Consider the following 23,766-nt stretch of genomic DNA (forward strand, 5'->3'; position numbering starts at 1 on the left):
TTTTTTGGTAAACCGTGCCGATTACAGGCTGGATACGTTCTCAGACAGGTATTTAGCTACGCCGTCTGGGGAAGCCGCCATACCTTCTTTACCTTTTTCCCACTGAGCCGGGCACACTTCACCGTGCTCTTCGTGGAACTGGAGCGCGTCAACCATGCGCAGCATTTCGTCGATGTTACGACCCAGCGGCAGATCGTTCACAACCTGGTGACGAACGATGCCGTTCGCGTCGATCAGGAAAGAACCACGCAGTGCAACGCCAGCGTCCGGATGTTCGATACCGTAAGCCTGCTGGATTTCGCGTTTGATGTCCGCAACCATCGCGTATTTCACTGCACCGATGCCGCCGTTTTCGACAGGGGTGTTACGCCATGCGTTGTGTACAAATTCAGAGTCGAAGGAGACGCCAACCACTTCCACGCCACGCTTCTGGAATTCTTCGTAACGTTTGTCGAACGCGATCAGCTCAGACGGGCAAACGAAAGTGAAGTCCATTGGCCAGAAGAACAGAACGGTCGCTTTACCGTTGGTGTGCTGTTTGAAGTTGAAGTTTTCAACGATTTCACCATTGCCCAGAACGGCGGCAGCTGTAAAATCCGGAGCCGGACGAGTTACCAGAACCATATGATTCTCCTGTAGATACTAAGGTTATTTGGAACGCAACGCGGGCCAGTATAGAGGCAGTACGGGAATAAGACAAAGAGGTGGTAACAATCGTTCCACCAGCTTTTACCTATCAATCGAACCGACTTCACAGTTCTTTATTTTTCGCCTGCGTCATCATACGCGGGTAGAACTGCCAGAAGCGGGTTTCCAGCGCATCATAATGTTCATCCAGGTCATGCCATGAGTCGCGCAGCGCGTCCAGACGCGGTCGACGGCTCGCCATGCCGTTCAGGACGTTCTGAATGAAATCCATCTCGCGGTATCGCTCCAGCCAGCGTTCAGACCAGAGATAGTTATTCAGATTCACAAAGCGCGGCGGGGAGTCCGGCAAAATGATCGACACCTGCGCGTGGGCGTAGCGCACAAACTCAGGCAGCGACATATCAGGCGACAGCCGGGACCAGTGGCGCGACAGGAAATGATCCCACATGACGTCGAGCGTGATCGGCGCCACGCGTCGGGTTTCGGGGCGGAACCAGGCTTTGGCTTCCGTCACTTCCGGCAGGTTATCGGTCAGCACGTCGATGCGGCGGTGCATAAAAATCCCGTCGACAACCTCAGGGGAGTACGCTTCCGCGGGGTTGCCGCGTACAAAATCGGCCAGCAAATTGCCGGAGAGGGAGCTGTCCGCGAGATGAGCGAGATGCAGATGAGCGAGAAAATTCATGCGTTTTCGTTGTCCGGTGGCGGCTAGTTGTTGCAGCAAAAGGGTGTGAGCACTAGACTATGCCGCCTGTTTTTAAGTCACGAGTATACGTCATGCGCGTCGCCGATTTCTCCTTTGAACTACCTGAATCCCTGATTGCTCACTACCCCATGCCTGAGCGTAGCAGCTGTCGCTTGCTGTCACTGGACGGGCCAACGGGCGCGCTGACGCACGGTACTTTCACCGATCTGCTCGACAAGCTCAACCCTGGCGATCTGCTGGTCTTTAACAATACCCGCGTGATCCCGGCGCGTCTGTTTGGCCGTAAAGCCAGCGGCGGTAAGATTGAGGTGCTGGTCGAACGTATGCTCGATGATAAACGTATTCTGGCACATATTCGCGCCTCTAAAGCGCCGAAGCCGGGCGCTGAACTGCTGCTGGGGGATGACGAGAGCATCAAAGCGACCATGACCGCGCGTCACGATGCGCTATTTGAAGTGGAATTCAACGACGAGCGCACGGTGCTCGATATCCTCAACGCCATCGGCCACATGCCGCTGCCGCCGTATATTGAGCGCCCGGACGAAGAGGCCGACCGCGAGCTGTATCAGACCGTCTACAGCCAGAAGCCTGGCGCGGTGGCGGCGCCAACGGCGGGCCTGCACTTTGATGAACCGCTGCTGGAAAAGCTGCGCGCGAAAGGCATTGAGATGGCGTTCGTGACGCTGCACGTCGGCGCGGGGACCTTCCAGCCGGTGCGCGTGGACAGCATCGAAGACCACATCATGCACTCTGAGTATGCCGAAGTGCCACAGGAGGTTGTGGATGCGGTGCTGGCGGCGAAAGCGCGCGGTAATCGCGTCGTGGCCGTCGGTACAACGTCGGTACGTTCCCTTGAGAGCGCTGCGCAGGCCGCGAAAAGCGAGCTGATTGAGCCGTTCTTTGGCGATACGCAGATCTTTATCTACCCGGGCTATCAGTACAAAGTCATTGATGCGCTGGTGACCAACTTCCATCTGCCTGAATCGACGCTGATTATGCTGGTTTCCGCGTTTGCGGGGTATCAGCATACGATGAACGCCTACAAGTCTGCGGTAGAACAAAAATATCGCTTTTTTAGCTACGGTGACGCGATGTTTATCACGTACAATCCGCAGGCTTTGAATGAGCGTGTCGGGGAATAAGTCCGCGGCACCGTATTACAACGTTGGACTGTTTTTCTGACGTCGGAGAAAAAATGAAATTTGAACTCGATACCACCGATGGCCGCGCGCGTCGCGGTCGTCTGGTGTTTGATCGCGGCGTGGTAGAAACCCCCGCGTTTATGCCTGTGGGCACGTACGGCACCGTAAAAGGAATGACGCCGGAAGAAGTTGAAGCCACTGGCGCACAGATTATCCTCGGCAACACCTTCCACCTGTGGCTGCGTCCGGGTCAGGAGATCATGAAGCTCCACGGCGACCTGCACGATTTCATGCAGTGGAAAGGCCCGATCCTCACCGACTCCGGCGGTTTCCAGGTCTTCAGCCTGGGCGATATCCGTAAGATCACTGAGCAGGGCGTACACTTCCGTAACCCGATCAACGGCGATCCAATCTTCCTCGATCCGGAAAAATCCATGGAGATTCAGTACGATCTCGGCTCCGATATCGTAATGATCTTCGACGAATGTACGCCATACCCGGCGGACTGGGACTACGCCAAGCGTTCCATGGAGATGTCCCTGCGTTGGGCGAAGCGTAGCCGCGACCGTTTTGACGCCCTGCAAAACAAAAATGCGCTGTTCGGCATTATTCAGGGCAGCGTTTACGAAGATTTACGCGATATCTCGGTTAAAGGTCTGGTAGAGATAGGCTTTGATGGCTACGCTGTCGGCGGTTTGGCTGTGGGTGAGCCGAAGGAAGACATGCACCGCATTCTGGAGCATGTCTGCCCGCAAATCCCGGCGGATAAACCACGATACCTGATGGGTGTGGGTAAACCAGAAGATCTGGTGGAAGGCGTACGTCGCGGCATTGATATGTTCGACTGCGTTATGCCAACCCGAAACGCGCGTAACGGTCATTTGTTCGTTACCGATGGCGTGGTGAAAATCCGTAACGCGAAGCATAAGAGTGACACCAGCCCGCTCGATTCCGAGTGCGATTGCTATACCTGTCGCAATTATTCTCGCGCGTATCTGCATCATCTCGATCGTTGCAACGAGATTTTGGGGGCGCGTCTCAATACCATTCATAATCTTCGTTATTATCAGCGCTTAATGGCTGGTTTACGTAAGGCTATCGAAGAGGGTAAATTAGAGAGCTTCGTGACCGATTTCTACCAACGTCAGGGGCGGGATGTTCCACCGTTGAACGTTGATTAATTTTAATAATGAGGGAATTTGAATGAGCTTTTTTATTTCTGATGCGGTAGCAGCAACGGGTGCACCAGCGCAGGGCAGCCCGATGTCTCTGATTCTGATGCTGGTTGTGTTCGGTCTGATCTTCTACTTCATGATCCTGCGTCCACAGCAGAAGCGTACTAAAGAGCACAAAAACCTGATGAACTCCATCGCGAAGGGCGATGAAGTCCTGACCAATGGTGGCCTGGTGGGTCGCGTAACCAAAGTAGCGGAAAACGGCTACATTGCTATCGCCCTCAACGACACCACTGAAGTGGTTATCAAACGTGACTTCGTAGCTGCCGTTCTGCCGAAAGGCACCATGAAGGCGCTGTAATCCCAACTTTTCCCAAAGGGAACTGCCGTGTTAAACCGTTATCCTTTGTGGAAGTACATCATGCTGGTCGTCGTGATTATCGTCGGCCTGCTGTACGCGCTTCCCAACCTGTATGGTGAGGATCCGGCCGTTCAAATCACTGGCGCGCGCGGTGTCGCCGCCAGTGAGCAAACGCTGATCCAGGTCCAGAAAACGTTACAAGAAGAAAAAATTACCGCTAAGTCTGTGGCACTGGAAGAGGGCGCAATTCTTGCTCGCTTCGACACCACCGACACGCAGCTCCGCGCACGTGAAGCGCTGATGGGCGTGCTGGGTGATAAGTATGTCGTGGCGCTTAACCTTGCTCCTGCAACCCCACGCTGGCTGGCTGCGCTGAACGCAGAGCCAATGAAACTGGGTCTTGACCTGCGTGGCGGCGTTCACTTCCTGATGGAAGTGGATATGGATACCGCGCTCGGCAAGCTACAGGAACAGAATATCGACAGCCTGCGCAGCGATCTGCGCGATAAGGGCATTCCGTACACCACCGTACGTAAAGAAGATAACTACGGCCTGAGCATCACGTTCCGCGACAGCGCGGCACGCGATCAGGCTGTGACGTATCTGTCTCAGCGTCACCGCGATCTGGTGATCACCTCTCAGGGCAGCAACCAGCTGCGTGCGGTAATGACCGACGCGCGTCTGAGTGAAGCACGTGAATACGCCGTTCAGCAGAACATTAACATTCTGCGTAACCGTGTAAACCAGCTGGGCGTGGCTGAGCCACTGGTACAGCGTCAGGGTGCTGACCGTATCGTGGTCGAACTGCCGGGTATCCAGGATACCGCCCGTGCGAAAGAGATTCTGGGCGCGACTGCGACCCTGGAGTTCCGTCTGGTTAACTCCAATGTCGACCAGGCTGCTGCGGCTTCAGGCCGTGTGCCGGGCGATTCTGAAGTGAAACAGACCCGCGAAGGCCAGCCGGTTGTGCTGTACAAACGCGTGATCCTGACCGGTGACCATATTACCGACTCCACTTCAAGCCAGGATGAGTACAACCAGCCGCAGGTTAACATCTCGCTGGATAGCGCAGGTGGCAACATCATGTCTAACTTCACCAAGGACAACATCGGCAAGCCGATGGCGACCCTGTTCGTGGAGTACAAAGACAGCGGTAAGAAAGACGCCAATGGCCGTGCCGTGCTGGTGAAAGAGGAAGAGGTGATTAACATCGCCAACATCCAGTCTCGTCTGGGTAACAGCTTCCGTATTACCGGTATCAGCAACCCGAACGAAGCGCGTCAGCTCTCTCTGCTGCTGCGTGCCGGTGCGCTGATTGCGCCAATTCAGATTGTTGAAGAACGTACCATCGGTCCAACCCTGGGTATGCAGAACATCAAACAGGGTCTGGAAGCGTGTCTGGCCGGTCTGGCGGTGTCCATCATCTTCATGATCTTCTTCTATAAGAAGTTCGGCCTGATTGCGACCTCCGCGCTGATTGCCAACCTGGTGCTGATCATAGGTATCATGTCCCTGCTGCCGGGGGCGACGCTGACCATGCCGGGGATTGCGGGTATCGTTCTAACCCTTGCGGTGGCGGTCGACGCCAACGTACTGATAAACGAACGTATCAAAGAAGAGCTGAGCAACGGTCGTTCTGTACAGCAGGCGATTGAAGAAGGCTACAAAGGGGCGTTCAGCTCCATCTTCGATGCGAACGTAACAACACTGATTAAGGTTCTTATCCTGTATGCAGTGGGTACTGGCGCGATCAAAGGCTTTGCGATTACTACCGGTATCGGTGTCGCAACGTCGATGTTTACCGCTATTGTCGGCACCCGTGCCATCGTGAACCTGCTGTACGGCGGCAAGCGCGTCAAAAAGCTGTCTATCTGAGGAGTGCGTTGTGGCACAGGAATATACTGTTGAACAATTGAACCACGGCCGTAAAGTCTGGGACTTTATGCGCTGGGACTACTGGGCCTTCGGCATTTCAGGTTTTCTGCTGATCTTGTCCATCGTCATTATGGGCGTGAAAGGCTTTAACTGGGGTCTGGATTTCACCGGTGGTACGGTGATCGAAATTACCCTGGAAAAACCGGTCGATATGGACCAGATGCGTGAGTCTCTGCAAAAAGCGGGCTTTGAAGAGCCGCTGCTACAGAACTTCGGCAGCAGCCGCGACATCATGGTGCGTATGCCGCCGGTACACGATGCCAACGGCAGCCAGGAGCTGGGCAGCAAGGTCGTCCAGGTTATTAACGAAACGACCAGCCAGGATGCAACGGTTAAGCGTATTGAGTTTGTCGGCCCGAGCGTTGGTGCTGACCTGGCGCAGACCGGTGCGATGGCGCTGCTGGTGGCGCTGATCTCGATCCTGATTTACGTCGGTTTCCGCTTTGAGTGGCGACTGGCGGCAGGCGTGGTTATCGCCCTGGCGCACGACGTGGTGATCACCATGGGCATACTGTCTCTGTTCCACATTGAGATTGACCTGACGATTGTGGCATCCCTGATGTCCGTTATCGGTTACTCACTGAACGACAGTATCGTGGTATCTGACCGTATTCGTGAAAACTTCCGTAAGATCCGTCGCGGCACGCCGTACGAAATCTTTAACGTGTCGTTGACCCAGACGCTGCACCGTACGTTGATCACCTCCGGCACCACCCTGATGGTGATCCTGATGCTGTTCCTGTTCGGTGGCCCGGTGCTGGAAGGCTTCTCGCTGACCATGCTGATCGGTGTGTCTATCGGTACGGCCTCGTCTATCTACGTCGCGTCCGCACTGGCGCTGAAGCTGGGCATGAAGCGCGAGCATCTGATCCAGCAGAAAGTCGAGAAAGAAGGGGCGGATCAGCCGTCCATTCTGCCGTAAGAGTCTTATGTAGTATCGAAATCCCGGCCTGTTGGCCGGGATTTTTTTTGTCTGCATCTCACAAACACTCCTGACAGTATGCTGTCAGGAGCCCTGTCGTAGACTCCTTCTGAACCCTAACAACAGGCAGGAGGACGTATGAAAAGTGTTATTAACTGGTTTGAAATTCCGGTCGCCGATATGGATCGCGCCATCAAATTTTATGAGTCGGTGATGCAGGTCGCGCTGCGGCGCGAGAAGATGGACGTGGCTGATCTGGCGATTTTCCCGCACGAGGATCCGGCCACCGGCGGCGCGCTGGCGAAATTTGACGGCGTTACACCGTCTTCGCAGGGCGCTATTATTTACCTGCATACTGACAATCTGGCGGCCACGCTCGATCGTATTGCTTCTGCGGGCGGTGAGTGCGTGTTTGGCCCGCTGGAACTGCCGCAAGACATTGGCACTATAGCCCTGTTTACCGACAGCGAAGGTAATCGCGTCGGCCTCCATCAACCGGTATGAGAGTAAACCGATGACCCGACGCGCTGACCGTTTGTTCCAGATTGTGCAGATCCTTCGGGGCAGGCGTCTGACAACGGCAGCGCATCTGGCGGAAAGGCTTGGCGTGTCCGAGCGCACGGTGTACCGCGATATCCGCGACCTGTCGCTTTCCGGCGTGCCGGTGGAAGGCGAGGCGGGAAGCGGATATCGGCTGATGTCGGGTTTTGATTTACCCCCGCTGATGCTGACCAACAAAGAGTCCGAGGCGCTGATGGTGGCGATTCGCCTGCTCAAAACCTGGGGCGGGGAATCGCTGTCGCGCGAGCTGGAGTCGGCCCAGGAAAAAGTGCTGGCGATCCTGCCAGAAGAGAGCCGCCGCAAAGCTGAGCAGACGCGGATTTACGCGCCGGATATTGCCCTTCAGCCCCATTCCCGTAGTGGTTTCGACGTGATCCATCAGGCGATTTCCGCCCAGCGCGTGCTGGCGCTGCATTATCGTGATGAGGCCGGGCAGTTAACCTGGCGTGAGGTGCAGCCGCTTGGGCTGTTCTTCTGGGGGGAGCACTGGCTGTTGGCTGCGTGGTGCGAGCGACGCGATGACTACCGCTGTTTCCGGCTCGACCGATGCCTCAATATTGTGCAGACGGAGAGGCGGTTTAGCGAGAGTGCGGACAGGTCATTGGCAGATTTTTTGCGCAAGGTGAGGCAGTAAAAAGCCGGGGGGGGGGGCTACGCCTTACCCGGCCTACATTCGGATCGTAGGCCCGGTAAGCGTAGCGCCACCGGGCGGAATCCGCACTGATTAGAAGTTGTAACCCACGACCAGGTAACCACCCCAACCGGTAGAGCGAACGCTGAAGTCGCCGTTGCCAAAGTTCAGGCTGGCGTCGTCGTTCCACTGGCCACCGTTGTGCCAGTAACGCGCAACAACAGAGTAGTGCCAGTGATCGTAGTTCAGCGCCAGGATGTGGCTGGACGCGATGGAGTCGTTAGTGCGCGCTTTTCTGCCGTTCAGGTCGCGGAAATCGTTATCGCCCAGGTCTGAACCCCAGTCAAAGTTGGTGAAGCCGATATAGCTCAGGTTACCGCCCCACAGTTGGGTAATTGGCACGAAGTATTTCACTTTGAAACGGTAGCCGTCCCACTCGTTCTCGTTCGCGGCGCCGTAGTTCTGCCACTGGTATTTTGCGTAGACGTTCATGGACAGGCTCATCGGCAGGCCAGTCTCAATGTCTGTACCCAGACCCATGTACCAGGTGCTCTGGCGACCGGACTTGTTGCGACCCATGTCGTAGATGTAGTTGTTTGCGAAATACCACTCTTTGAACGGACCAAACGCCAGACTGGTACCGGTCAGTTTATCAATGGAGAAGCGGGGTTCGATCTCCATGAACAGTGGGGAACCGTGGTTCCAGATACCTTTCGCGTCGGTGTTACCGCCGAAGAATACCGGTGCGTCCATGTAGCCATAGAAATCAAACCAGTCTTTTTTAGCGAATGCTTCGTACTCGAGGTAGGTATCGTTACGGATCTGCGGTCCGAAACGGGTATGGTAGCTGCCTACAACGTTAACGCTCTGATGCCACCAGTCGGAAAGGTATTGTGGTTTGTCGTTTTCCGCTGCGTTAACAGTGAAAGAGGTGGAGAGTGCCAGAACTGCACCGGCTGCGAGTAATGTTTTTTTCATAATCATGCCACTGATTGAAATTCCCTTCCGGGAGTGAAAAATGCGCGAATTGCGTTTCTAAATATTTCGTATTTCTGCGGAGCCTATTATAGGAATCCTTGCTCACAAAAATATGTGTTGTTTCACATATCTCTCACATACGTAATCGATTGCGTTCACGTTTGCGTACTTTAGACGGGCGGGATTGTAGCGGCAATCATTTATGTTGCCAATCCATACGAAATGTAAATGTTAGCGGAGTGACATTTCACTCCGCTAGAAGGGCGGGTTATTGCGCGGCGGGTTGAATGTCGTGAATACGGATAAAGCCCAGCTGTTCTGGGGTCAGTCCGCTCAGCTGGAGCGGGATATCAACATCGCTCGGCGCCAGCGTGCTGGCGGGGGCGGTGAAGAGCTGATTCTTCACGTTCACTTCCTGATAGCTCTCCGTGGTGCCCTGAATCTGGCCCCACTCTACGGTGCCGCTGAACGCGGGAAGCGGATCGTTGGACTCACCCTGAATGCGTAATGTTGCGCGAGTACCATCGGCATTCGCTGCAACATTCACCAGAGACATCTTTAGGGTGCCAATCTGGCTGTTCAGACGCGCGGGCGTGTTTGCACCTGGCAATAAATAAACGCCATTGCTGGATTTGGCATTCAGCGCGTTCTGCTGGGTGATCTTCACGGTTTCTTTATTAAGTTTGTCCATCGCCACGTTAAGCGTATTCACGCTTTGTTTCATCTCGCGGACTTCGCTTTGCTGTGCGCAGGCGCTGAGCGTGAACAGGCTCCCCACCAGCACTATTTTCAGGTAACGTCTTGTCATTGCGTTTAATTCCTTGAAATCACAGATTGCTGCAATGGTAGACAGGATATTGCCGTCAGGCATAGATCCTTTGTCTCAAAAAGCTCTTCCTTTGTTGTCGGGCCAGTTCAGGGTAAAATAGAAATCAGTTAACCAGATAACAGGGACATCGTATGCATTGCCCATTTTGCTCCGCTGTGGATACCAAAGTCATCGACTCGCGTCTTGTAGGCGAAGGGTCTTCCGTGCGTCGTCGTCGGCAGTGTCTGGTGTGCAACGAGCGTTTTACCACCTTTGAAGTGGCAGAGCTGGTAATGCCGCGCGTGGTAAAAAGTAACGATGTGCGCGAACCGTTCAATGAAGAGAAACTGCGTAGCGGGATGCTCAAGGCGCTGGAAAAACGGCCCGTCAGCTCCGATGACGTCGAAATGGCGTTAAACCATATTAAATCTTATCTGCGGGGGTTAGGCGAGCGCGAAGTGCCGAGCAAAATGATCGGCAATCTGGTGATGGAACAGCTGAAGAAGCTCGATAAAGTCGCCTATATCCGCTTTGCCTCCGTTTACCGCAGCTTCGAAGACATCAAAGAGTTTGGCGAAGAGATCGCCCGCTTACAGGATTAAGCCCATGCACGATGAGATGTACATGGCGCGCGCCATGAAGCTGGCGCAGCGCGGTCGGTTTACCACTCACCCTAACCCCAATGTCGGGTGCGTCATTGTTAAAGATGGCGAGATCGTGGGGGAAGGTTTTCACTACCGCGCAGGCGAGCCGCATGCTGAAGTGCATGCCCTGCGCATGGCGGGTGAGAAAGCGCGTGGCGCGACGGCCTATGTGACGCTGGAGCCATGCAGCCATCACGGACGTACGCCGCCGTGCTGTGAGGCGCTGATTGCGGGGGGCGTCTCGCGCGTTGTCGCCGCCATGCAGGATCCTAATCCGCAGGTGGCGGGCCGCGGGCTGTATCGTCTGCAACAGGAAGGCATCGACGTCAGCCACGGCCTGATGATGCAGGATGCCGAAAACATCAACAAAGGCTTCCTGAAGCGTATGCGCACCGGCTTCCCGTTTATCCAGCTTAAGCTTGGCGCGTCACTGGATGGCCGCACGGCGATGGCGAACGGCGAGAGCCAGTGGATCACCTCGCCGCAGGCAAGGCGCGATGTGCAACGTCTGCGCGCGCAAAGCCATGCTATTCTCACCAGCAGTGAAACGGTACTGGCTGACGATCCGGCCATGACCGTGCGCTGGGAAGAGCTGAATGCGGATACGCAGGCGCTCTATCCGCAGGAGAACCTGCGTCAGCCGCTGCGCATTATTATTGATAGCCAGAACCGCGTGACGCCGGAGCACCGCATCGTGCAGCAGCCGGGTGAAACCTGGATTGCCCGCACCAAAGAAGATACGCGCGAGTGGCCGGAAGGCGTGCGCAGCATTATGGTGCCGGAACATAACGGGCATCTCGATCTCGTGGTGCTGATGATGTTGCTCGGCAAACAGCAGGTCAACAGCATCTGGGTTGAAGCCGGTCCGACGCTCGCCGGCGCACTGCTTCAGGCGGGGCTGGTGGATGAGCTTCTCGTCTACGTTGCGCCTAAACTGTTAGGTAATGACGCGCGCGGCCTGTTTGTGCTGCCCGGCCTTGAAAAACTGGCCGATGCGCCGCAACTCTCATTCAGCGAGATTCGTCCGGTAGGCCCGGATGTCTGCCTCCATTTAACGACAGCGTAATTGCTCCTGAAATAGGGAAGCAGTGCGCAAAGTATTATGATAAAATCCGCCCCCCTGCGGGGCCAAATGAACCCGTAAAGGAAGAGTATGAACATTATTGAAGCTGCTGTAGCTACCCCGGACGCTCGCGTCGCCATCACCATTGCGCGTTTCAACAACTTCATCAACGATAGCCTGCTGGAAGGTGCGGTTGACGCCCTGAAACGTATCGGTCAGGTTAAAGATGACAACATTACCGTCGTTTGGGTTCCAGGCGCTTACGAACTGCCACTGGCGGCGGGCGCGCTGGCAAAAACCGGTAAATACGACGCGGTGATTGCGCTGGGTACCGTTATTCGTGGCGGCACTGCGCACTTCGAATACGTTGCGGGCGGTGCAAGCAACGGTCTGGCACACGTTGCACAGGATGCTGAAATCCCTGTCGCGTTCGGCGTGCTGACCACCGAAAGTATTGAACAAGCCATCGAACGTGCTGGCACTAAAGCCGGTAACAAAGGTGCAGAAGCTGCACTGACCGCGCTTGAAATGATCAATGTATTGAAAGCCATCAAGGCCTGATTTTTTTGTAAGGGGAATTCCGTGAAACCTGCTGCTCGTCGCCGCGCCCGTGAATGTGCCGTCCAGGCACTTTACTCCTGGCAGTTGTCCCAGAACGACATCGCTGATGTTGAATACCAGTTCCTGTCAGAACAGGACGTGAAAGACGTTGACGTTCTGTACTTCCGTGAACTGCTGTCGGGAGTGGCGACTAATAGCGCGTATCTCGATGGTCTGATGAAGCCATACCTGTCCCGTCTGCTCGAAGAGCTGGGCCAGGTCGAAAAAGCAGTGTTGCGTATCGCGCTGTTTGAGCTGTCTAAACGTGATGATGTGCCGTACAAAGTGGCCATCAACGAAGCGATCGAACTGGCGAAAACCTTCGGCGCTGAAGACAGCCACAAGTTTGTTAACGGCGTGCTGGATAAAGCCGCACCTGCGATCCGTCCCCACAAAAAGTGATCCGCAAACCGGAGTCTTGCATTGCCTTTTTGGCAGTGCGGCTCCGGTTTTTTTATTTAATTTGCTGAGGCATAACGTATGGCATGCGGCGAATTCTCCCTGATTGCCCGTTATTTCGACCGTGTCAGAACCTCTCGTCTTGATGTTGAAACCGGCATTGGCGATGACTGCGCACTTCTCAATATTCCCGAAAAACAGACGCTGGCAATCAGCACCGACACCTTAGTGTGTGGGCGTCATTTCCTGCCGGATATCGATCCTGCCGATCTGGCGTATAAAGCGCTGGCGGTGAACGTCAGCGATCTGGCGGCAATGGGCGCCGACCCGGCCTGGCTGACGCTGGCTCTGACCCTGCCGGAGGTGGATGAAGCCTGGCTTGAAGCCTTCAGCGATGCCCTGTTTGAACAGCTGAATTATTACGATATGCAGCTGATTGGCGGTGATACCACCGCCGGTCCGCTGTCCATGACCCTGGCAATCCACGGCTATGTGCCTGCCGGGCGCGCGCTGAAGCGCTCGGGTGCAAAACCAGGCGACTGGCTCTACGTGACCGGTACGCCGGGCGACAGCGCGGCAGGGCTGGCGATCCTTCAGAACCGTTTAACGGTTGAAGATGCTGACGATGCGGCGTATCTGGTGAAGCGCCATCTGCGGCCAACGCCGCGTATTCTGCACGGTCAGGCGCTGCGAGAGCGGGCCAGTTCGGCTATCGATTTGTCTGACGGGCTGATCTCCGATCTCGGCCATATCCTGAAGGCCAGCGGCGTGGGCGCACGCGTTGACCTGGATCTGTTCCCGCTGTCGGAGCAACTGCTTCGCCATGTCGAACCTGAACAGGCGCTGCGCTGGGCGTTATCCGGTGGAGAAGATTATGAGCTGTGCTTCACCGTGCCTGAGCTGAATCGCGGGACGCTGGATGTGGCGCTAGCGCATCTCGGCGCGAAATTTACCTGCATCGGGCAGGTGATGCCGGAAAGTGAAGGGTTGCTGTTTGTCCGCGACGGCGCCCCCGGTTACGCTTGACTGGAAAGGGTACGATCACTTTGGGTGAGTGTTTTGCCGGGTGGCGGCTTCGCCTTACCCGGCCTACGATCGCACTTTATTTGTAGGCCGGGTAAGGCGAAGCCGCCACCCGGCAAGTGTTTATTTAAACCCTACCACCGGATGCTGCTGATACGGCGTCTCCAGCTCGGCAATCTGCTCCGGCGTCAACGATAAGTCCACCGCACTTAACAACTCATCCAGCTGTTCTTCCCGCGACGTGCCCACAATCGGCGCGGCGACACCGCGCTTGCTCAGCAGCCACGCCAGCGCCACCTGCGCGCGCGTTGCACCGATATCGTCGGCGATCCCGGCTAAGCGTTCGGCAATTAACGCATCGCTGGCTTCTGTATCGTCATACAGGTTTTTACCCACTTCATCCGATACCAGCCGGGCGGTAGTTTCCCCCCCCACGGACGGGTTAACCTTCCGCGCGCCAGCGGGCTCCACGGGATCACCGCCACGCCTTCCTGGTAGCAGAGCGGCAGCATCTCGCGCTCTTCTTCCCGGTAAATCAGGTTGTAGTGATCCTGCATAGTGACAAAGCGCGCCCAGCCGTGCTGCGCCTGGAGATCGAGCGCCTGGGCAAACTGTGAGGCATGCATGGACGATGCGCCGATGTAGCGCGCTTTACCGGCTTTCACAACGTCGTTTAACGCTTCAAGCGTCTCTTCGATCGGGGTGTTGTAATCCCAGCGGTGGATTTGCAGCAGGTCGACGTAATCCATGTTCAGGCGTCTGAGGCTGTCATCAATGGAACGCAGGATCTGCGCGCGAGAAAGGCCTTCCGCCAGATCGCCTGACGGGTAGTACACCTTAGTGGCGACCACAATATCATCACGACGAGCAAAATCTCGCAGGGCGCGGCCCACAATCTCTTCGCTGCTGCCGTCTGAGTAGCTGTTGGCGGTATCGAAGAAGTTGATGCCGCCGTCAATGGCGCGCTTGATGATAGGGCGGCTGCTCTCTTCCGGCAGCGTCCAGGCATGATTTCCCCGGTCAGGCTCGCCAAACGTCATGCATCCCAGGCAAAGCCGGGACACCTTAAGGTCCGTTTTTCCTAATGTCGTGTATTGCATGGTTCCGCTCCTGCTGTTTAAACAATACGTTTAAGCATAGCAGGAGCAGAAAAGGGGAAGGATCAGGCCAGCCAGGTGCGGATTTTAGCTTCGATACCGGCGGCGTCCAGACTAATGTCGGCGCGCGCCTCATCCTGGGTGCCTTGCGGGATGAAGTGGTCAGGGAGGCCGAGATTAAGCACCGGAACGGCTTTACGGTTCGCCATCAGCACTTCGTTCACGCCGCTACCCGCGCCACCCATGATGGCGTTCTCTTCCAGCGTGACCAGCACGTCATGGCTTTCCGCCATGCTCAGAATCAGAGATTCATCGAGCGGCTTCACGAAGCGCATATCGACCAGCGTCGCATTCAGGTTTTCAGCGACTTTTGCCGCTTCCGGCATCAACGTACCAAAGTTCAGGATCGCCACTTTTTCACCACGGCGTTTCACCAGACCTTTACCGATATCCAGTTTTTCCAGCGGCTGTAATTCAACGCCAAGGGCATTACCGCGCGGGTAACGTACCGCGCAGGGGCCGTCCTGATAGTGGTAACCGGTATACAGCATCTGACGACACTCGTTTTCGTCGCTTGGCGTCATGATCACCATATCAGGGATGCAGCGCAGGAAGGAGAGATCAAACGCGCCCTGGTGCGTCTGGCCATCAGCCCCCACAATGCCCGCGCGATCGATAGCAAACAGCACCGGCAGCTTCTGAATGGCAACGTCATGGATAACCTGATCGTAGGCGCGTTGCAGGAAGGTAGAGTAGATCGCTACCACCGGCTTGTAGCCGCCAATCGCCAGGCCCGCAGCAAAAGTTACCGCGTGCTGCTCGGCGATAGCCACGTCGAAATACTGGTCCGGGTATTTTTTGGAAAACTCCACCATGCCGGAGCCTTCACGCATGGCAGGCGTCACCGCCATCAGCATGTTGTCTTTCGCCGCCGTTTCGCACAGCCAGTCGCCAAAGATTTTTGAGTAGCTTGGCATCCCGCCGCTGCTTTTCGGCAGACAACCGCTGGTATGGTCGAACTTAGGCACCGCGTGGAAGGTGATCGGATCTTTTTCCGCCGGTTCGTAACCACGCCCTTTTTTGGTCATGATATGCAGGAACTGCGGGCCTTTCAGGTCGCGCATGTTTTTAAGCGTCGTCACCAGGCCCAGCACATCGTGGCCGTCCACCGGGCCAATATAGTTAAAGCCCAGCTCTTCGAACAGCGTACCCGGCACGACCATGCCTTTGATGTGTTCTTCGGTACGCTTAAGCAGCTCTTTAATCGGCGGTACGCCGGAGAAGACTTTTTTACCGCCTTCACGCAGTGAGGAGTAAAGCTTGCCGGACAGCAGCTGCGCCAGATGGTTATTCAGCGCGCCGACGTTCTCGGAGATCGACATTTCGTTATCGTTGAGGATCACCAGCATGTCCGGTTTGATATCGCCCGCGTGGTTCATGGCCTCAAAGGCCATCCCGGCGGTGATCGCCCCGTCGCCAATCACGCAGACGGTGCGGCGTTGTTTATTCTCTTTTTCGGCGGCAACGGCAATACCAATGCCCGCAGAAATGGAGGTGGAAGAGTGGCCGACGCTTAACACATCATATTCACTCTCGCCGCGCCACGGGAACGGGTGCAGGCCCCCTTTCTGGCGAATGGTGCCAATTTTATCGCGACGTCCGGTCAGAATTTTGTGCGGATAGGCCTGGTGGCCTACATCCCAGATCAGCTGATCGAACGGCGTGTTATAGACGTAATGCAACGCCACGGTCAGCTCAACCGTGCCAAGTCCGGAGGCGAAGTGGCCGCTGGAGCGGCTAACGCTGTCGAGCAGGTAGCGACGCAGCTCGTCACACAGCTTCGGCAGACTCTCTTTCGGCAACAGACGTAACTCCTGAGTGGAGTCAACTAACGCCAGTGTCGGGTATTTGGCAATATCAAAACTCATCAAAGGCTCATCGAGATTTATAGTTTATTTATCACGCTGGATTATGTAGTCCGCTAGCGCTTCCAGTGCCGAGGTATCCAGCGATTGCGCGGCCAGCTCATTCAGCGACCGGCGGGCATCGTCTATCAGATCCCGGGCTTTACGTTGGGCATGCTCAAGGCCCAACAGGGCGGGGTAGGTACTTTTGCCAAGCTGCTGATCCGCACCCTGACGTTTTCCCAATGTTGCAGTATCGCCCACCACATCCAGAATGTCATCCTGAACCTGGAATGCCAGACCGATACTTTCTGCGTATCTGTCCAGAACCGGCAGGGCTTTACGCCCGCGTTCACCCGCGCTCAACGCGCCCAGGCGAACGGCTGCACGAATCAGTGCGCCCGTTTTGTGACGGTGGATGCGCTCCAGCTGTTCCAGAGTAACCTGACGCCCTTCAGCCTCTAAATCCAGCGCCTGGCCGCCGCACATCCCGGCGACGCCGCTGGCCATTGCCAGTTCGGACACCATTGCCAGACGATCGCGATCGCTCACCTCAACCATCGGCGCATCGCTCAGAATGGAGAAGGCCAGGGTTTGCAGCGCATCCCCCGCCAGAATGGCATTCGCTTCGCCAAATTTGATATGGCAGGTTGGCTGACCGCGACGCAAATCGTCATCGTCCATGGCCGGCAAATCATCATGGATCAGCGAATAGGCGTGGATACACTCCACGGCGGCTGCCGGGGCGTCCAGCGTGTTATCGCTGATACCGAACATATTGCCCGTGGCATACACCAGGAACGGACGCAGGCGTTTACCCCCCAAGAGTGCGCCATAGTGCATGGCTTCAACCAGTGGAGTGTTCTGAAAAGGCTGCGGCTCAATGAATCGGCGCAGCGCATCGTTGGCGCGGATGACGCGCGCCTGAAGCGCGTTGGAAAAATCCATTTACTCGGCGTCCGGTGTGAATGGCGTGGTTTTAGCGTCTTCGCTGTCGGAAAGCAGGATCTGCACACGCTGCTCGGCCTGCTGGAGTTTTACCTGCCCCTGGCGCGCGAGCTGCACGCCGCGTTCAAATTCGTTGAGCGCGTCTTCCAGCGGGAGATCGCCACTCTCAAGACGGGTAACGATCTGCTCCAGTTCACTCAGCGCAGTTTCGAAACTGGCCGGTGCGTCGTTTTTCTTCGGCATAGTGAATTGACTCTTAAATTTTTCGCCCTGACATGGTAACGGACTCGGGGCAATTATCAAATAACGCGAGTGGCGCGATGGTGGTATACTTGCGCGCCTGGATGCAGCCACGGGTGTGGGCTGCTGTATCATTTTCCACTACAAGCCTTTATAAGCTTGCCTAAGAAACATTGCCGCCATGAAGTTTATCATTAAATTGTTCCCTGAAATCACCATCAAAAGCCAATCCGTGCGTTTGCGCTTTATTAAAATTCTCACCGGGAACATTCGTAACGTATTAAAACACTACGACGAAACGCTCGCCGTGGTGCGTCACTGGGACCACGTAGAAGTCCGCGCGAAAGACGAAAACAAACGTCTTGATATTCGCGACGCGCTGACCCGTATCCCGGGTATTCACCATATTCTGGAAGTGGAAGACGTTCCCTTCACCGATATGCACGATATCTTCGAAAAGGCGCTGGTGCAGTACCGCGACCAGATCGAAGGGAAAACGTTCTGCGTGCGCGTGAAGCGCCGGGGTAAGCATGAGTTTAGCTCTATTGAGGTTGAGCGCTACGTCGGTGGTGGTCTGAACCAGCACGTTGAAACGGCGCGCGTGCGCCTGACTAACCCGGACGTCACCGTTAACCTTGAGATCGAAAACGATCGCCTGCTGCTGGTCAAGGGTCGTTATGAAGGTATTGGCGGTTTCCCTATCGGCACTCAGGAAGATGTGCTGTCGCTGATCTCCGGTGGTTTCGACTCCGGCGTGTCCAGCTATATGCTGATGCGTCGTGGCTGCCGCGTGCACTACTGCTTCTTTAACCTGGGCGGCGCGGCGCATGAAATCGGCGTACGTCAGGTGGCGCATTACCTGTGGAACCGCTTCGGCAGCTCTCACCGCGTGCGTTTTGTGGCGATCAACTTTGAGCCGGTGGTCGGCGAAATCCTCGAAAAAGTGGACGACGGTCAGATGGGCGTGGTGCTGAAGCGCATGATGGTACGTGCGGCGTCTAAAGTGGCTGAGCGCTACGGCGTGCAGGCGCTGGTCACCGGTGAAGCGCTGGGGCAGGTCTCCAGCCAGACGCTGACCAACCTGCGTCTTATCGATAACGTGTCTGATACGCTGATCCTGCGTCCGCTGATCTCTCACGATAAAGAGCACATCATCGATCTGGCGCGTAAAATCGGTACTGAAGATTTTGCCCGCACCATGCCGGAATATTGCGGTGTGATCTCAAAAAGTCCAACCATCAAAGCGGTGAAGGCGAAGATCGAAGCGGAAGAAGAGAACTTCGATTTCAGCATCCTGGAAAAAGTGGTGGCGGAAGCGTCCAACATCGATATCCGTGAGATCGCTCAGCAGACCGAGCAGGAAGTGGTTGAGGTGGAGACGGTCAGCGGCTTCGGTGCTAACGATACGATTCTGGATATCCGTTCTGTTGATGAGCAGGATGACAAGCCGTTGCAGGTGGAAGGCGTCGAGGTGGTTTCGCTGCCGTTCTACAAGCTGAGCACCCAGTTTGGCGATCTCGACCAGAGCAAAACGTATCTGCTGTGGTGCGAACGTGGGGTCATGAGCCGTTTGCAGGCGCTGTATCTGCGTGAGCAGGGCTTCGCGAACGTGAAGGTGTATCGCCCGTAGTTTCTCGCCCGGTGGCGCGAGCGCTACCGGGCCTGCGATTCTATGCTCTTTTTGGCCGGGTAATCGACAATGGAAAAAAAACATAAGTACTGGGAAATCAAAGAGAGAATCAAAAAAGATATTCTCAATGAAGTCTACAAAAAGGGCGAAAGCATTCCGTCGGAGCGCGATCTTGCCGGTATTTATGACGTTACGCGCGTAACGGTTCAGAAAGCCATGGCGATGCTGGTACAGGAAGGGTATATCGAGCGTATCCACGGCAAGGGCATGTTTGTTTTAAAGAATACTGCCAGCAATATTTACATTCTGAATAATGAAAAGAGTGACAGTATTCTCGGGTTTTCCCGTGAATTTCAGGGGCGGGTCAACGTAACCAGCCGCTTGCTGACGTTGACGACCCTTCACGCCGACGCGGCGCTGGCACAGCACCTCGAAATTGCGCAGGGTGATGATGTCTGGTTTATTCGCCGTATCCGTTTACTGGACGGACAGCCGGTGTTAATTGAAGACAGCAATATTCCTCACAAGGTGGTTGCCACTGTTCCGCAGGCTATTCTCGAAGTGGGATCGCTGTATGGCTATATTGAAGACTTTACCGGTAAGAAAATCAGCGACGCCGATTCACTGATTGAAGCGGATCTTTTTGATGAGGAGCTGGCGGCCCATCTCAATATTCTGCAAGGCCAGCCGATGTTGAAAATTACCGAAGTCACGCGCCTCGATGACGGTAGAGCATTTAACTTCTCCATCAGCTACAACCGGGCAGATATTTTCCGCGTCAAGAATATGCACATCAAACGATAACAGGCGCATCAGCGCCTGTTTCTCTTTTACAGCTTAGCGGCTGCCGCTTTATCGACAATGATCCTTAACCGTGGGTGCGGCTTTAGCAGCGTCGCGGGAACCGCCGGGTCCGGTGCGGAATTGACGGTTGTTGCGATGATGTCGGCTTTTTTCTCGCCGCTTGCCATCAAAATAATGGCCCGTGAGGCCAGGATAGTCTTCATCCCCAGCGAAATGCCCTGACGGATATGACGCTGCTGGCCGAAGTATTTAACCGAAACGGCCTGCGTCACCGCATCCAGGTCCACGATGTGGCAACCGGTATCGAGGGCGGCGCCCGGTTCATTGAAGCCGATATGGCCGTTCATACCGATCCCCAACACAATGATGTCAGGCCCACCGTGGGCCGTAATAAAGTTATCCACACGCTGACACTCTTCCTCGGGGGATTGCGTCAGGCCATCAAAGAAACAGATCTGATCGTCGCGCAGGGCCAGGTGGCTGAAGAAATGGCCCCATACCATCTCCCGGCAGCTGCCTTTATCGGCCTGACCGAGCCCCAGCCACTCATCCAGGCCAACAAATGCCGCACGGGAAAAATCGACCTTACCCTGTTTGCTGGCGTGCACCAGCGCGGCAAAAACGCCCAGCGGCGTATCTCCACCCGCGATGCAAATCAGCGCATCGGGTTTTTGCGTAACGGTTTCAATGACCGCTTTCGCCACGGCGTCACTCAGCGCCGCATAATCGTCTGTCTGTTCTACGTTCATTGTGCGTCCTTACGTTTAGCATACTGGGGTAAATAACGGTGGTTGACCTCAAGATATTCATTAAGGATCTGTTCTGCCGCGGCGGCAGAAGGCACAAGGGGATTTACGCTCAGCGCCAGCAGCGCCGTGTCGTAATTTCCAGTGACAGCGGCCTCAACGGTGAGCTCTTCATAGGCCTTCACGCTCTGGATCAGGCCGCGGATCTTCACGGGCAGCCTGCCATAGGCGAGGGGATGCGCGCCGTTTCGGTCGATCATGGCGTTGGTTTCCAGCGTAACGTGATCCGGCAGATCGGGTGTTGTGCCCCTGTTAGGAACATTTACGACGTGGATCTCTTTTTTATCGTTATAAATAGCGCTGATGATCGAGCATGCAGTATCGGAGTACCAGGCGCCTCCGCGCTGCTCCAGCTCTTTCGGCTTGTGCGCGAGATGGGGGTCCTGATAAAGCGTAAAAAGCCGTTGCTCAATTTCGCGCGTCTGCTCGCCGCGGGTTCCCTTAGTATTTGCATCGCGCAGCGCGGCGTCGGTCATCTCGCGGGTCAAAAAATAGTATTTGAGGTAGGAGATAGGGTACATGTGGAGTGCCCTGGCAAAGCGGGCACTAAACCCAATGTCCGGTATATTTTTCAGGGAGTTATTTGCGCTGCCCTCGGCCAGTTTTTCAATAAAGTCGTCGGTATAATCCTCTCCCTTGAGGAAAATTTGGTCGGCAAAAATAAGATGGTTCAGACCAATAATGCGTGCGTAAACGTCCGACTTCTGCACGCCGTAGGCTTTGGCGATGTCCATCATCATGCTATTTGCGCCACTGCAAATGCCTATGGTCCGAATGGCCGAGTGGCGGGTGATTGCCTCGGTGACAATCCCGGCCGGGTTGGTGAAGTTAATCAGCCAGCCGTTCGGGCACCATCTTTCCATGTCCTTACAGATATCCAGCAGGACCGGGATCGTGCGTTGAGCTTTCATAAACCCGCCGGGACCTGTCGTCTCTTGCCCCAGAACGCCGTATTTTAGCGGGATTTTTTCATCGTTGATGCGGGCATCAAGAAAGCCGACACGCAGCTGCGTGGTGACAAAATCGGCATCTTTCAGCGCCTCTTCCCGATCGAGCGTCAGGTGGATATTCATTGGGAGCCCGGCTTCAGCTACCATGCGCTGGGCCAGCTTTCCGACAATCTCCAGCTTCTCTTTTCCCTCTTCAATATCCAGCAAATAATAATCGGTGACCGGCAGCTCTGCGTAGCGTTTGATAAAACCGTCGATCAATTCTGGCGTGTAGCTGGAGCCGCCGCCAATAGTGACAACCTTGAGCTTTTTCATCGTGGTTCCTTTTTACAAGATGGGGTCGGAAAGCGTGTCCGCGTTGCGGCGGGCATTCTCTTCGGCCGCTTCGGTTTCAAGTTGTTTGCGCTCGGCCAGTTTGAAAAACGGCAGCCAGACCAGGGCGGAAATAACCAGCGTGCAGACGGACCAGATCACGGCAGGGATATTGCCGCCGGTCACGAACCATGCGGCGAAAATCGGCGGCATGGTCCAGGGGATCTGTAAGACGGGGCGACCAATGATGTCGAAGTACATCAGCGACCAGGTTGAGATGCACAGGATCATCGGCGTCAGGGTAAACGGGATCATCAGCAGTGGGTTGAAGACTATCGGGCAACCGAAAATGACAGGTTCGTTAATACAAAATATCGCGGAGGGCAGGGAGAGCTTGCCCACTGATTTGTACAGCCGACTGCGGGAACGCAGCATGGCAATGACCAGCCCCATGGTCGCGCCCGTTCCGCCCAGGCACATAAAGACGATATAAAACCCGTCGGCGGTAATATGGGGAATGGGCTGATGATGCAGATAGGCCTGAGTATTTTCAGCGATGTATTTCAGGAAAATGGGACTGGTGATGCCGGAAAGCACGTTGTCGCCATGTATGCCGCAGCACCACAGCAGCGAAATCAGAAAAATAAGCACCAGCATGCCCGGCAGCGAACCGAGGCCGGAGACGAGCGGGCTGAGCAGCAGGGTGAAGAAGTGGTTGATATCAAAATTCAGGATGACCCTAATCAGCCAGATCAGAGTGATTGCTACCGCGGCGGGGATCAGGCTCGCAAAAGATTGCGCCACGGCAGGAGGCACGCCCTCCGGCAGGGTGATCACGACGTTGTGCCGGATAAAAAATCGCACGATGTGCACCGTCAAAATCGCCAGGATGATGGCAGAAAACAGCCCCGCCGCACCAAGATTGTCAACGTTGAGCTGATAGCTGTCGTTGAGTTGCGCCAGTAAGAAAACCACCAGCGTGACTATGCAGCAGGTGATAGCGTTGAGGTTGTACTCCTTCGCGAGGTTGTAGCTGATACCCACCGCAGAAATCAGCCCTATCGCACCAAAGGTAACGCCCACCGGGGCGCTGAGCTTTTCGGCAAACGGGCCAAGCCATTCACTCCAGCCGGGTATCGGTAGATTGGCGAGAATGAGAAACAGGCTACCGATGATGGTGAAGGGTAAGGTCAGCGCAATACCGTTGCGCACGGCGACCAGTATTTTATTTTCGCCTACGCGAATCAGTACAGGAATGACTCTGTGCTCAAGAAATGTAATCACATTGCTTACTCCAGAAGAGATTTCTGCTCTCCCGCCGCTGTTGATGTTATCAGGCTTTGCTGGCGGATTTTTAAACTGGTATATACCAGTTGAATACAGTTTTTCACGGTTCTTTTAGCCTGTCAAACAGGCATGCAATGCGGTGCAGATTTGATTATTTGTCTGAAAATAAAGGGTTTTTGAAAGGGTAAAACG

23 protein-coding genes and 2 pseudogenes are annotated in these 23,766 nt (G+C 55.3%); 14 read left to right on the plus strand and 11 right to left on the minus strand.

The window, feature by feature from the left end:
- Window positions 1-21: 21 nt before the first annotated feature.
- The gene (locus tag KTH07_RS02410) at window positions 22-624 is read right to left on the minus strand and encodes a peroxiredoxin C (protein ID WP_003859113.1); all 603 of its coding nucleotides are present in this window, start codon (window positions 622-624) and stop codon (window positions 22-24) included.
- A 127-nt stretch (window positions 625-751) separates the two neighbouring features.
- Window positions 752-1,333 (minus strand): ACP phosphodiesterase, encoded by a 582-nt coding sequence (gene acpH / locus KTH07_RS02415; protein WP_015571305.1) that lies wholly within the window; start codon window positions 1,331-1,333, stop codon window positions 752-754.
- Between the two features lie 92 nt (window positions 1,334-1,425).
- On the opposite strand from acpH, the gene queA reads away from it, so the two are divergent.
- The 7 genes from queA (at window position 1,426) to KTH07_RS02450 (ending at window position 8,084) form a co-directional block, all read left to right on the plus strand.
- Window positions 1,426-2,496 (plus strand): tRNA preQ1(34) S-adenosylmethionine ribosyltransferase-isomerase QueA, encoded by a 1,071-nt coding sequence (gene queA, locus KTH07_RS02420; protein ID WP_015571304.1) that lies wholly within the window; start codon window positions 1,426-1,428, stop codon window positions 2,494-2,496.
- A gap of 53 nt (window positions 2,497-2,549) precedes the next feature.
- Window positions 2,550-3,677: a tRNA guanosine(34) transglycosylase Tgt gene (gene tgt / locus KTH07_RS02425; RefSeq protein ID WP_015571303.1), complete on the plus strand. Its 1,128-nt coding sequence runs from the start codon at window positions 2,550-2,552 to the stop codon at window positions 3,675-3,677.
- A 22-nt stretch (window positions 3,678-3,699) separates the two neighbouring features.
- Entirely contained in the window at window positions 3,700-4,032 is a 333-nt protein-coding gene (yajC, locus tag KTH07_RS02430; RefSeq protein WP_003859109.1) for a preprotein translocase subunit YajC, read from the plus strand.
- 27 nt (window positions 4,033-4,059) lie between these two features.
- Window positions 4,060-5,907 (plus strand): protein translocase subunit SecD, encoded by a 1,848-nt coding sequence (secD, locus tag KTH07_RS02435; protein ID WP_017383164.1) that lies wholly within the window; start codon window positions 4,060-4,062, stop codon window positions 5,905-5,907.
- A 10-nt stretch (window positions 5,908-5,917) separates the two neighbouring features.
- Window positions 5,918-6,889: a protein translocase subunit SecF gene (secF, locus tag KTH07_RS02440; protein WP_003859105.1), complete on the plus strand. Its 972-nt coding sequence runs from the start codon at window positions 5,918-5,920 to the stop codon at window positions 6,887-6,889.
- Between the two features lie 138 nt (window positions 6,890-7,027).
- Window positions 7,028-7,393 carry a VOC family protein gene (locus KTH07_RS02445; protein ID WP_023303182.1) on the plus strand — a complete coding sequence of 122 codons (366 nt, stop codon included), beginning with the start codon at window positions 7,028-7,030 and terminating at the stop codon, window positions 7,391-7,393.
- A 10-nt stretch (window positions 7,394-7,403) separates the two neighbouring features.
- On the plus strand, window positions 7,404-8,084 hold the full coding sequence (locus KTH07_RS02450) for a YafY family protein (protein WP_017383166.1): 681 nt from the start codon (window positions 7,404-7,406) through the stop codon (window positions 8,082-8,084).
- A gap of 90 nt (window positions 8,085-8,174) precedes the next feature.
- On the opposite strand, the gene KTH07_RS02455 is transcribed toward KTH07_RS02450, so the two are convergent.
- Both KTH07_RS02455 and KTH07_RS02460 read right to left on the minus strand, forming a co-directional pair.
- On the minus strand, window positions 8,175-9,059 hold the full coding sequence (locus tag KTH07_RS02455) for a nucleoside-specific channel-forming protein Tsx (RefSeq protein ID WP_026080602.1): 885 nt from the start codon (window positions 9,057-9,059) through the stop codon (window positions 8,175-8,177).
- A 268-nt stretch (window positions 9,060-9,327) separates the two neighbouring features.
- On the minus strand, window positions 9,328-9,867 hold the full coding sequence (locus KTH07_RS02460; protein ID WP_003859100.1) for a DUF3251 domain-containing protein: 540 nt from the start codon (window positions 9,865-9,867) through the stop codon (window positions 9,328-9,330).
- A 152-nt stretch (window positions 9,868-10,019) separates the two neighbouring features.
- Here KTH07_RS02460 and nrdR point away from each other — a divergent pair, with 152 nt between their 5' ends.
- The 5 genes and pseudogenes from nrdR to thiL all read left to right on the plus strand — a co-directional run bounded on the left by nrdR (window position 10,020) and on the right by thiL (window position 13,627).
- On the plus strand, window positions 10,020-10,469 hold the full coding sequence (nrdR, locus tag KTH07_RS02465) for a transcriptional regulator NrdR (protein ID WP_003859099.1): 450 nt from the start codon (window positions 10,020-10,022) through the stop codon (window positions 10,467-10,469).
- A gap of 4 nt (window positions 10,470-10,473) precedes the next feature.
- The gene (ribD, locus tag KTH07_RS02470; protein WP_023303184.1) at window positions 10,474-11,577 is read left to right on the plus strand and encodes a bifunctional diaminohydroxyphosphoribosylaminopyrimidine deaminase/5-amino-6-(5-phosphoribosylamino)uracil reductase RibD; all 1,104 of its coding nucleotides are present in this window, start codon (window positions 10,474-10,476) and stop codon (window positions 11,575-11,577) included.
- An 87-nt stretch (window positions 11,578-11,664) separates the two neighbouring features.
- Complete coding sequence (gene ribE / locus KTH07_RS02475) at window positions 11,665-12,135, plus strand: 6,7-dimethyl-8-ribityllumazine synthase (RefSeq protein WP_003859098.1); 471 nt, start codon at window positions 11,665-11,667, stop codon at window positions 12,133-12,135.
- 21 nt (window positions 12,136-12,156) lie between these two features.
- On the plus strand, window positions 12,157-12,576 hold the full coding sequence (gene nusB, locus KTH07_RS02480; RefSeq protein WP_006809908.1) for a transcription antitermination factor NusB: 420 nt from the start codon (window positions 12,157-12,159) through the stop codon (window positions 12,574-12,576).
- 78 nt (window positions 12,577-12,654) lie between these two features.
- A pseudogene (thiL, locus tag KTH07_RS02485) lies at window positions 12,655-13,627 on the plus strand (thiamine-phosphate kinase).
- Between the two features lie 92 nt (window positions 13,628-13,719).
- Here the strand turns inward: thiL and KTH07_RS02490 are convergent.
- From KTH07_RS02490 to xseB, 4 genes and pseudogenes are all read right to left on the minus strand, one after another.
- Window positions 13,720-14,696, minus strand: a pseudogene (locus KTH07_RS02490) (aldo/keto reductase).
- Between the two features lie 62 nt (window positions 14,697-14,758).
- A complete protein-coding gene (gene dxs / locus KTH07_RS02495; protein ID WP_017694421.1) occupies window positions 14,759-16,621 on the minus strand; it encodes a 1-deoxy-D-xylulose-5-phosphate synthase in 1,863 nt (620 codons plus the stop codon).
- Between the two features lie 24 nt (window positions 16,622-16,645).
- A complete protein-coding gene (gene ispA / locus KTH07_RS02500) occupies window positions 16,646-17,545 on the minus strand; it encodes a (2E,6E)-farnesyl diphosphate synthase (protein ID WP_017383172.1) in 900 nt (299 codons plus the stop codon).
- Window positions 17,546-17,788 carry an exodeoxyribonuclease VII small subunit gene (xseB, locus tag KTH07_RS02505; protein ID WP_003859094.1) on the minus strand — a complete coding sequence of 81 codons (243 nt, stop codon included), beginning with the start codon at window positions 17,786-17,788 and terminating at the stop codon, window positions 17,546-17,548.
- Window positions 17,789-17,966: 178 nt separating this feature from the next.
- On the opposite strand from xseB, the gene thiI reads away from it, so the two are divergent.
- Entirely contained in the window at window positions 17,967-19,415 is a 1,449-nt protein-coding gene (thiI, locus tag KTH07_RS02510) for a tRNA uracil 4-sulfurtransferase ThiI (protein ID WP_006809903.1), read from the plus strand.
- 69 nt (window positions 19,416-19,484) lie between these two features.
- A complete protein-coding gene (locus KTH07_RS02515) occupies window positions 19,485-20,219 on the plus strand; it encodes a GntR family transcriptional regulator (RefSeq protein WP_032620151.1) in 735 nt (244 codons plus the stop codon).
- 26 nt (window positions 20,220-20,245) lie between these two features.
- On the opposite strand, the gene KTH07_RS02520 is transcribed toward KTH07_RS02515, so the two are convergent.
- Genes KTH07_RS02520 through KTH07_RS02530 form a run of 3 tightly spaced genes read right to left on the minus strand, consistent with a single transcriptional unit; the run spans window position 20,246 to window position 23,571 of the window.
- Window positions 20,246-20,968, minus strand: a complete 723-nt coding sequence (locus KTH07_RS02520) for a glucosamine-6-phosphate deaminase (RefSeq protein ID WP_023303188.1) — start codon at window positions 20,966-20,968, stop codon at window positions 20,246-20,248.
- Window positions 20,965-22,290: a 6-phospho-beta-glucosidase gene (locus tag KTH07_RS02525; protein WP_015571289.1), complete on the minus strand. Its 1,326-nt coding sequence runs from the start codon at window positions 22,288-22,290 to the stop codon at window positions 20,965-20,967. The genes KTH07_RS02520 and KTH07_RS02525 overlap by 4 nt, the downstream gene beginning before the upstream one ends.
- A gap of 12 nt (window positions 22,291-22,302) precedes the next feature.
- On the minus strand, window positions 22,303-23,571 hold the full coding sequence (locus KTH07_RS02530) for a PTS sugar transporter subunit IIC (RefSeq protein ID WP_023303189.1): 1,269 nt from the start codon (window positions 23,569-23,571) through the stop codon (window positions 22,303-22,305).
- Between the last annotated feature and the right edge of the window lie 195 nt (window positions 23,572-23,766).

Origin of the sequence: Enterobacter cloacae complex sp. ECL72, assembly GCF_019056635.1 — a bacterium.
Lineage (GTDB): Bacteria > Pseudomonadota > Gammaproteobacteria > Enterobacterales > Enterobacteriaceae > Enterobacter > Enterobacter hormaechei_C.

Coding starts and splice junctions, on each gene's coding strand:
- KTH07_RS02410 (WP_003859113.1), bottom strand. CDS start 624: ATGGTTCTGGTAACTCGTCCGGCTCCGGATTTTACAGCTGCCGCCGTT.
- acpH (WP_015571305.1), bottom strand. CDS start 1,333: ATGAATTTTCTCGCTCATCTGCATCTCGCTCATCTCGCGGACAGCTCC.
- queA (WP_015571304.1), top strand. CDS start 1,426: ATGCGCGTCGCCGATTTCTCCTTTGAACTACCTGAATCCCTGATTGCT.
- tgt (WP_015571303.1), top strand. CDS start 2,550: ATGAAATTTGAACTCGATACCACCGATGGCCGCGCGCGTCGCGGTCGT.
- yajC (WP_003859109.1), top strand. CDS start 3,700: ATGAGCTTTTTTATTTCTGATGCGGTAGCAGCAACGGGTGCACCAGCG.
- KTH07_RS02445 (WP_023303182.1), top strand. CDS start 7,028: ATGAAAAGTGTTATTAACTGGTTTGAAATTCCGGTCGCCGATATGGAT.
- KTH07_RS02450 (WP_017383166.1), top strand. CDS start 7,404: ATGACCCGACGCGCTGACCGTTTGTTCCAGATTGTGCAGATCCTTCGG.
- KTH07_RS02455 (WP_026080602.1), bottom strand. CDS start 9,059: ATGAAAAAAACATTACTCGCAGCCGGTGCAGTTCTGGCACTCTCCACC.
- KTH07_RS02460 (WP_003859100.1), bottom strand. CDS start 9,867: ATGACAAGACGTTACCTGAAAATAGTGCTGGTGGGGAGCCTGTTCACG.
- nrdR (WP_003859099.1), top strand. CDS start 10,020: ATGCATTGCCCATTTTGCTCCGCTGTGGATACCAAAGTCATCGACTCG.
- ribD (WP_023303184.1), top strand. CDS start 10,474: ATGCACGATGAGATGTACATGGCGCGCGCCATGAAGCTGGCGCAGCGC.
- ribE (WP_003859098.1), top strand. CDS start 11,665: ATGAACATTATTGAAGCTGCTGTAGCTACCCCGGACGCTCGCGTCGCC.
- dxs (WP_017694421.1), bottom strand. CDS start 16,621: ATGAGTTTTGATATTGCCAAATACCCGACACTGGCGTTAGTTGACTCC.
- ispA (WP_017383172.1), bottom strand. CDS start 17,545: ATGGATTTTTCCAACGCGCTTCAGGCGCGCGTCATCCGCGCCAACGAT.
- xseB (WP_003859094.1), bottom strand. CDS start 17,788: ATGCCGAAGAAAAACGACGCACCGGCCAGTTTCGAAACTGCGCTGAGT.
- thiI (WP_006809903.1), top strand. CDS start 17,967: ATGAAGTTTATCATTAAATTGTTCCCTGAAATCACCATCAAAAGCCAA.
- KTH07_RS02515 (WP_032620151.1), top strand. CDS start 19,485: ATGGAAAAAAAACATAAGTACTGGGAAATCAAAGAGAGAATCAAAAAA.
- KTH07_RS02520 (WP_023303188.1), bottom strand. CDS start 20,968: ATGAACGTAGAACAGACAGACGATTATGCGGCGCTGAGTGACGCCGTG.
- KTH07_RS02525 (WP_015571289.1), bottom strand. CDS start 22,290: ATGAAAAAGCTCAAGGTTGTCACTATTGGCGGCGGCTCCAGCTACACG.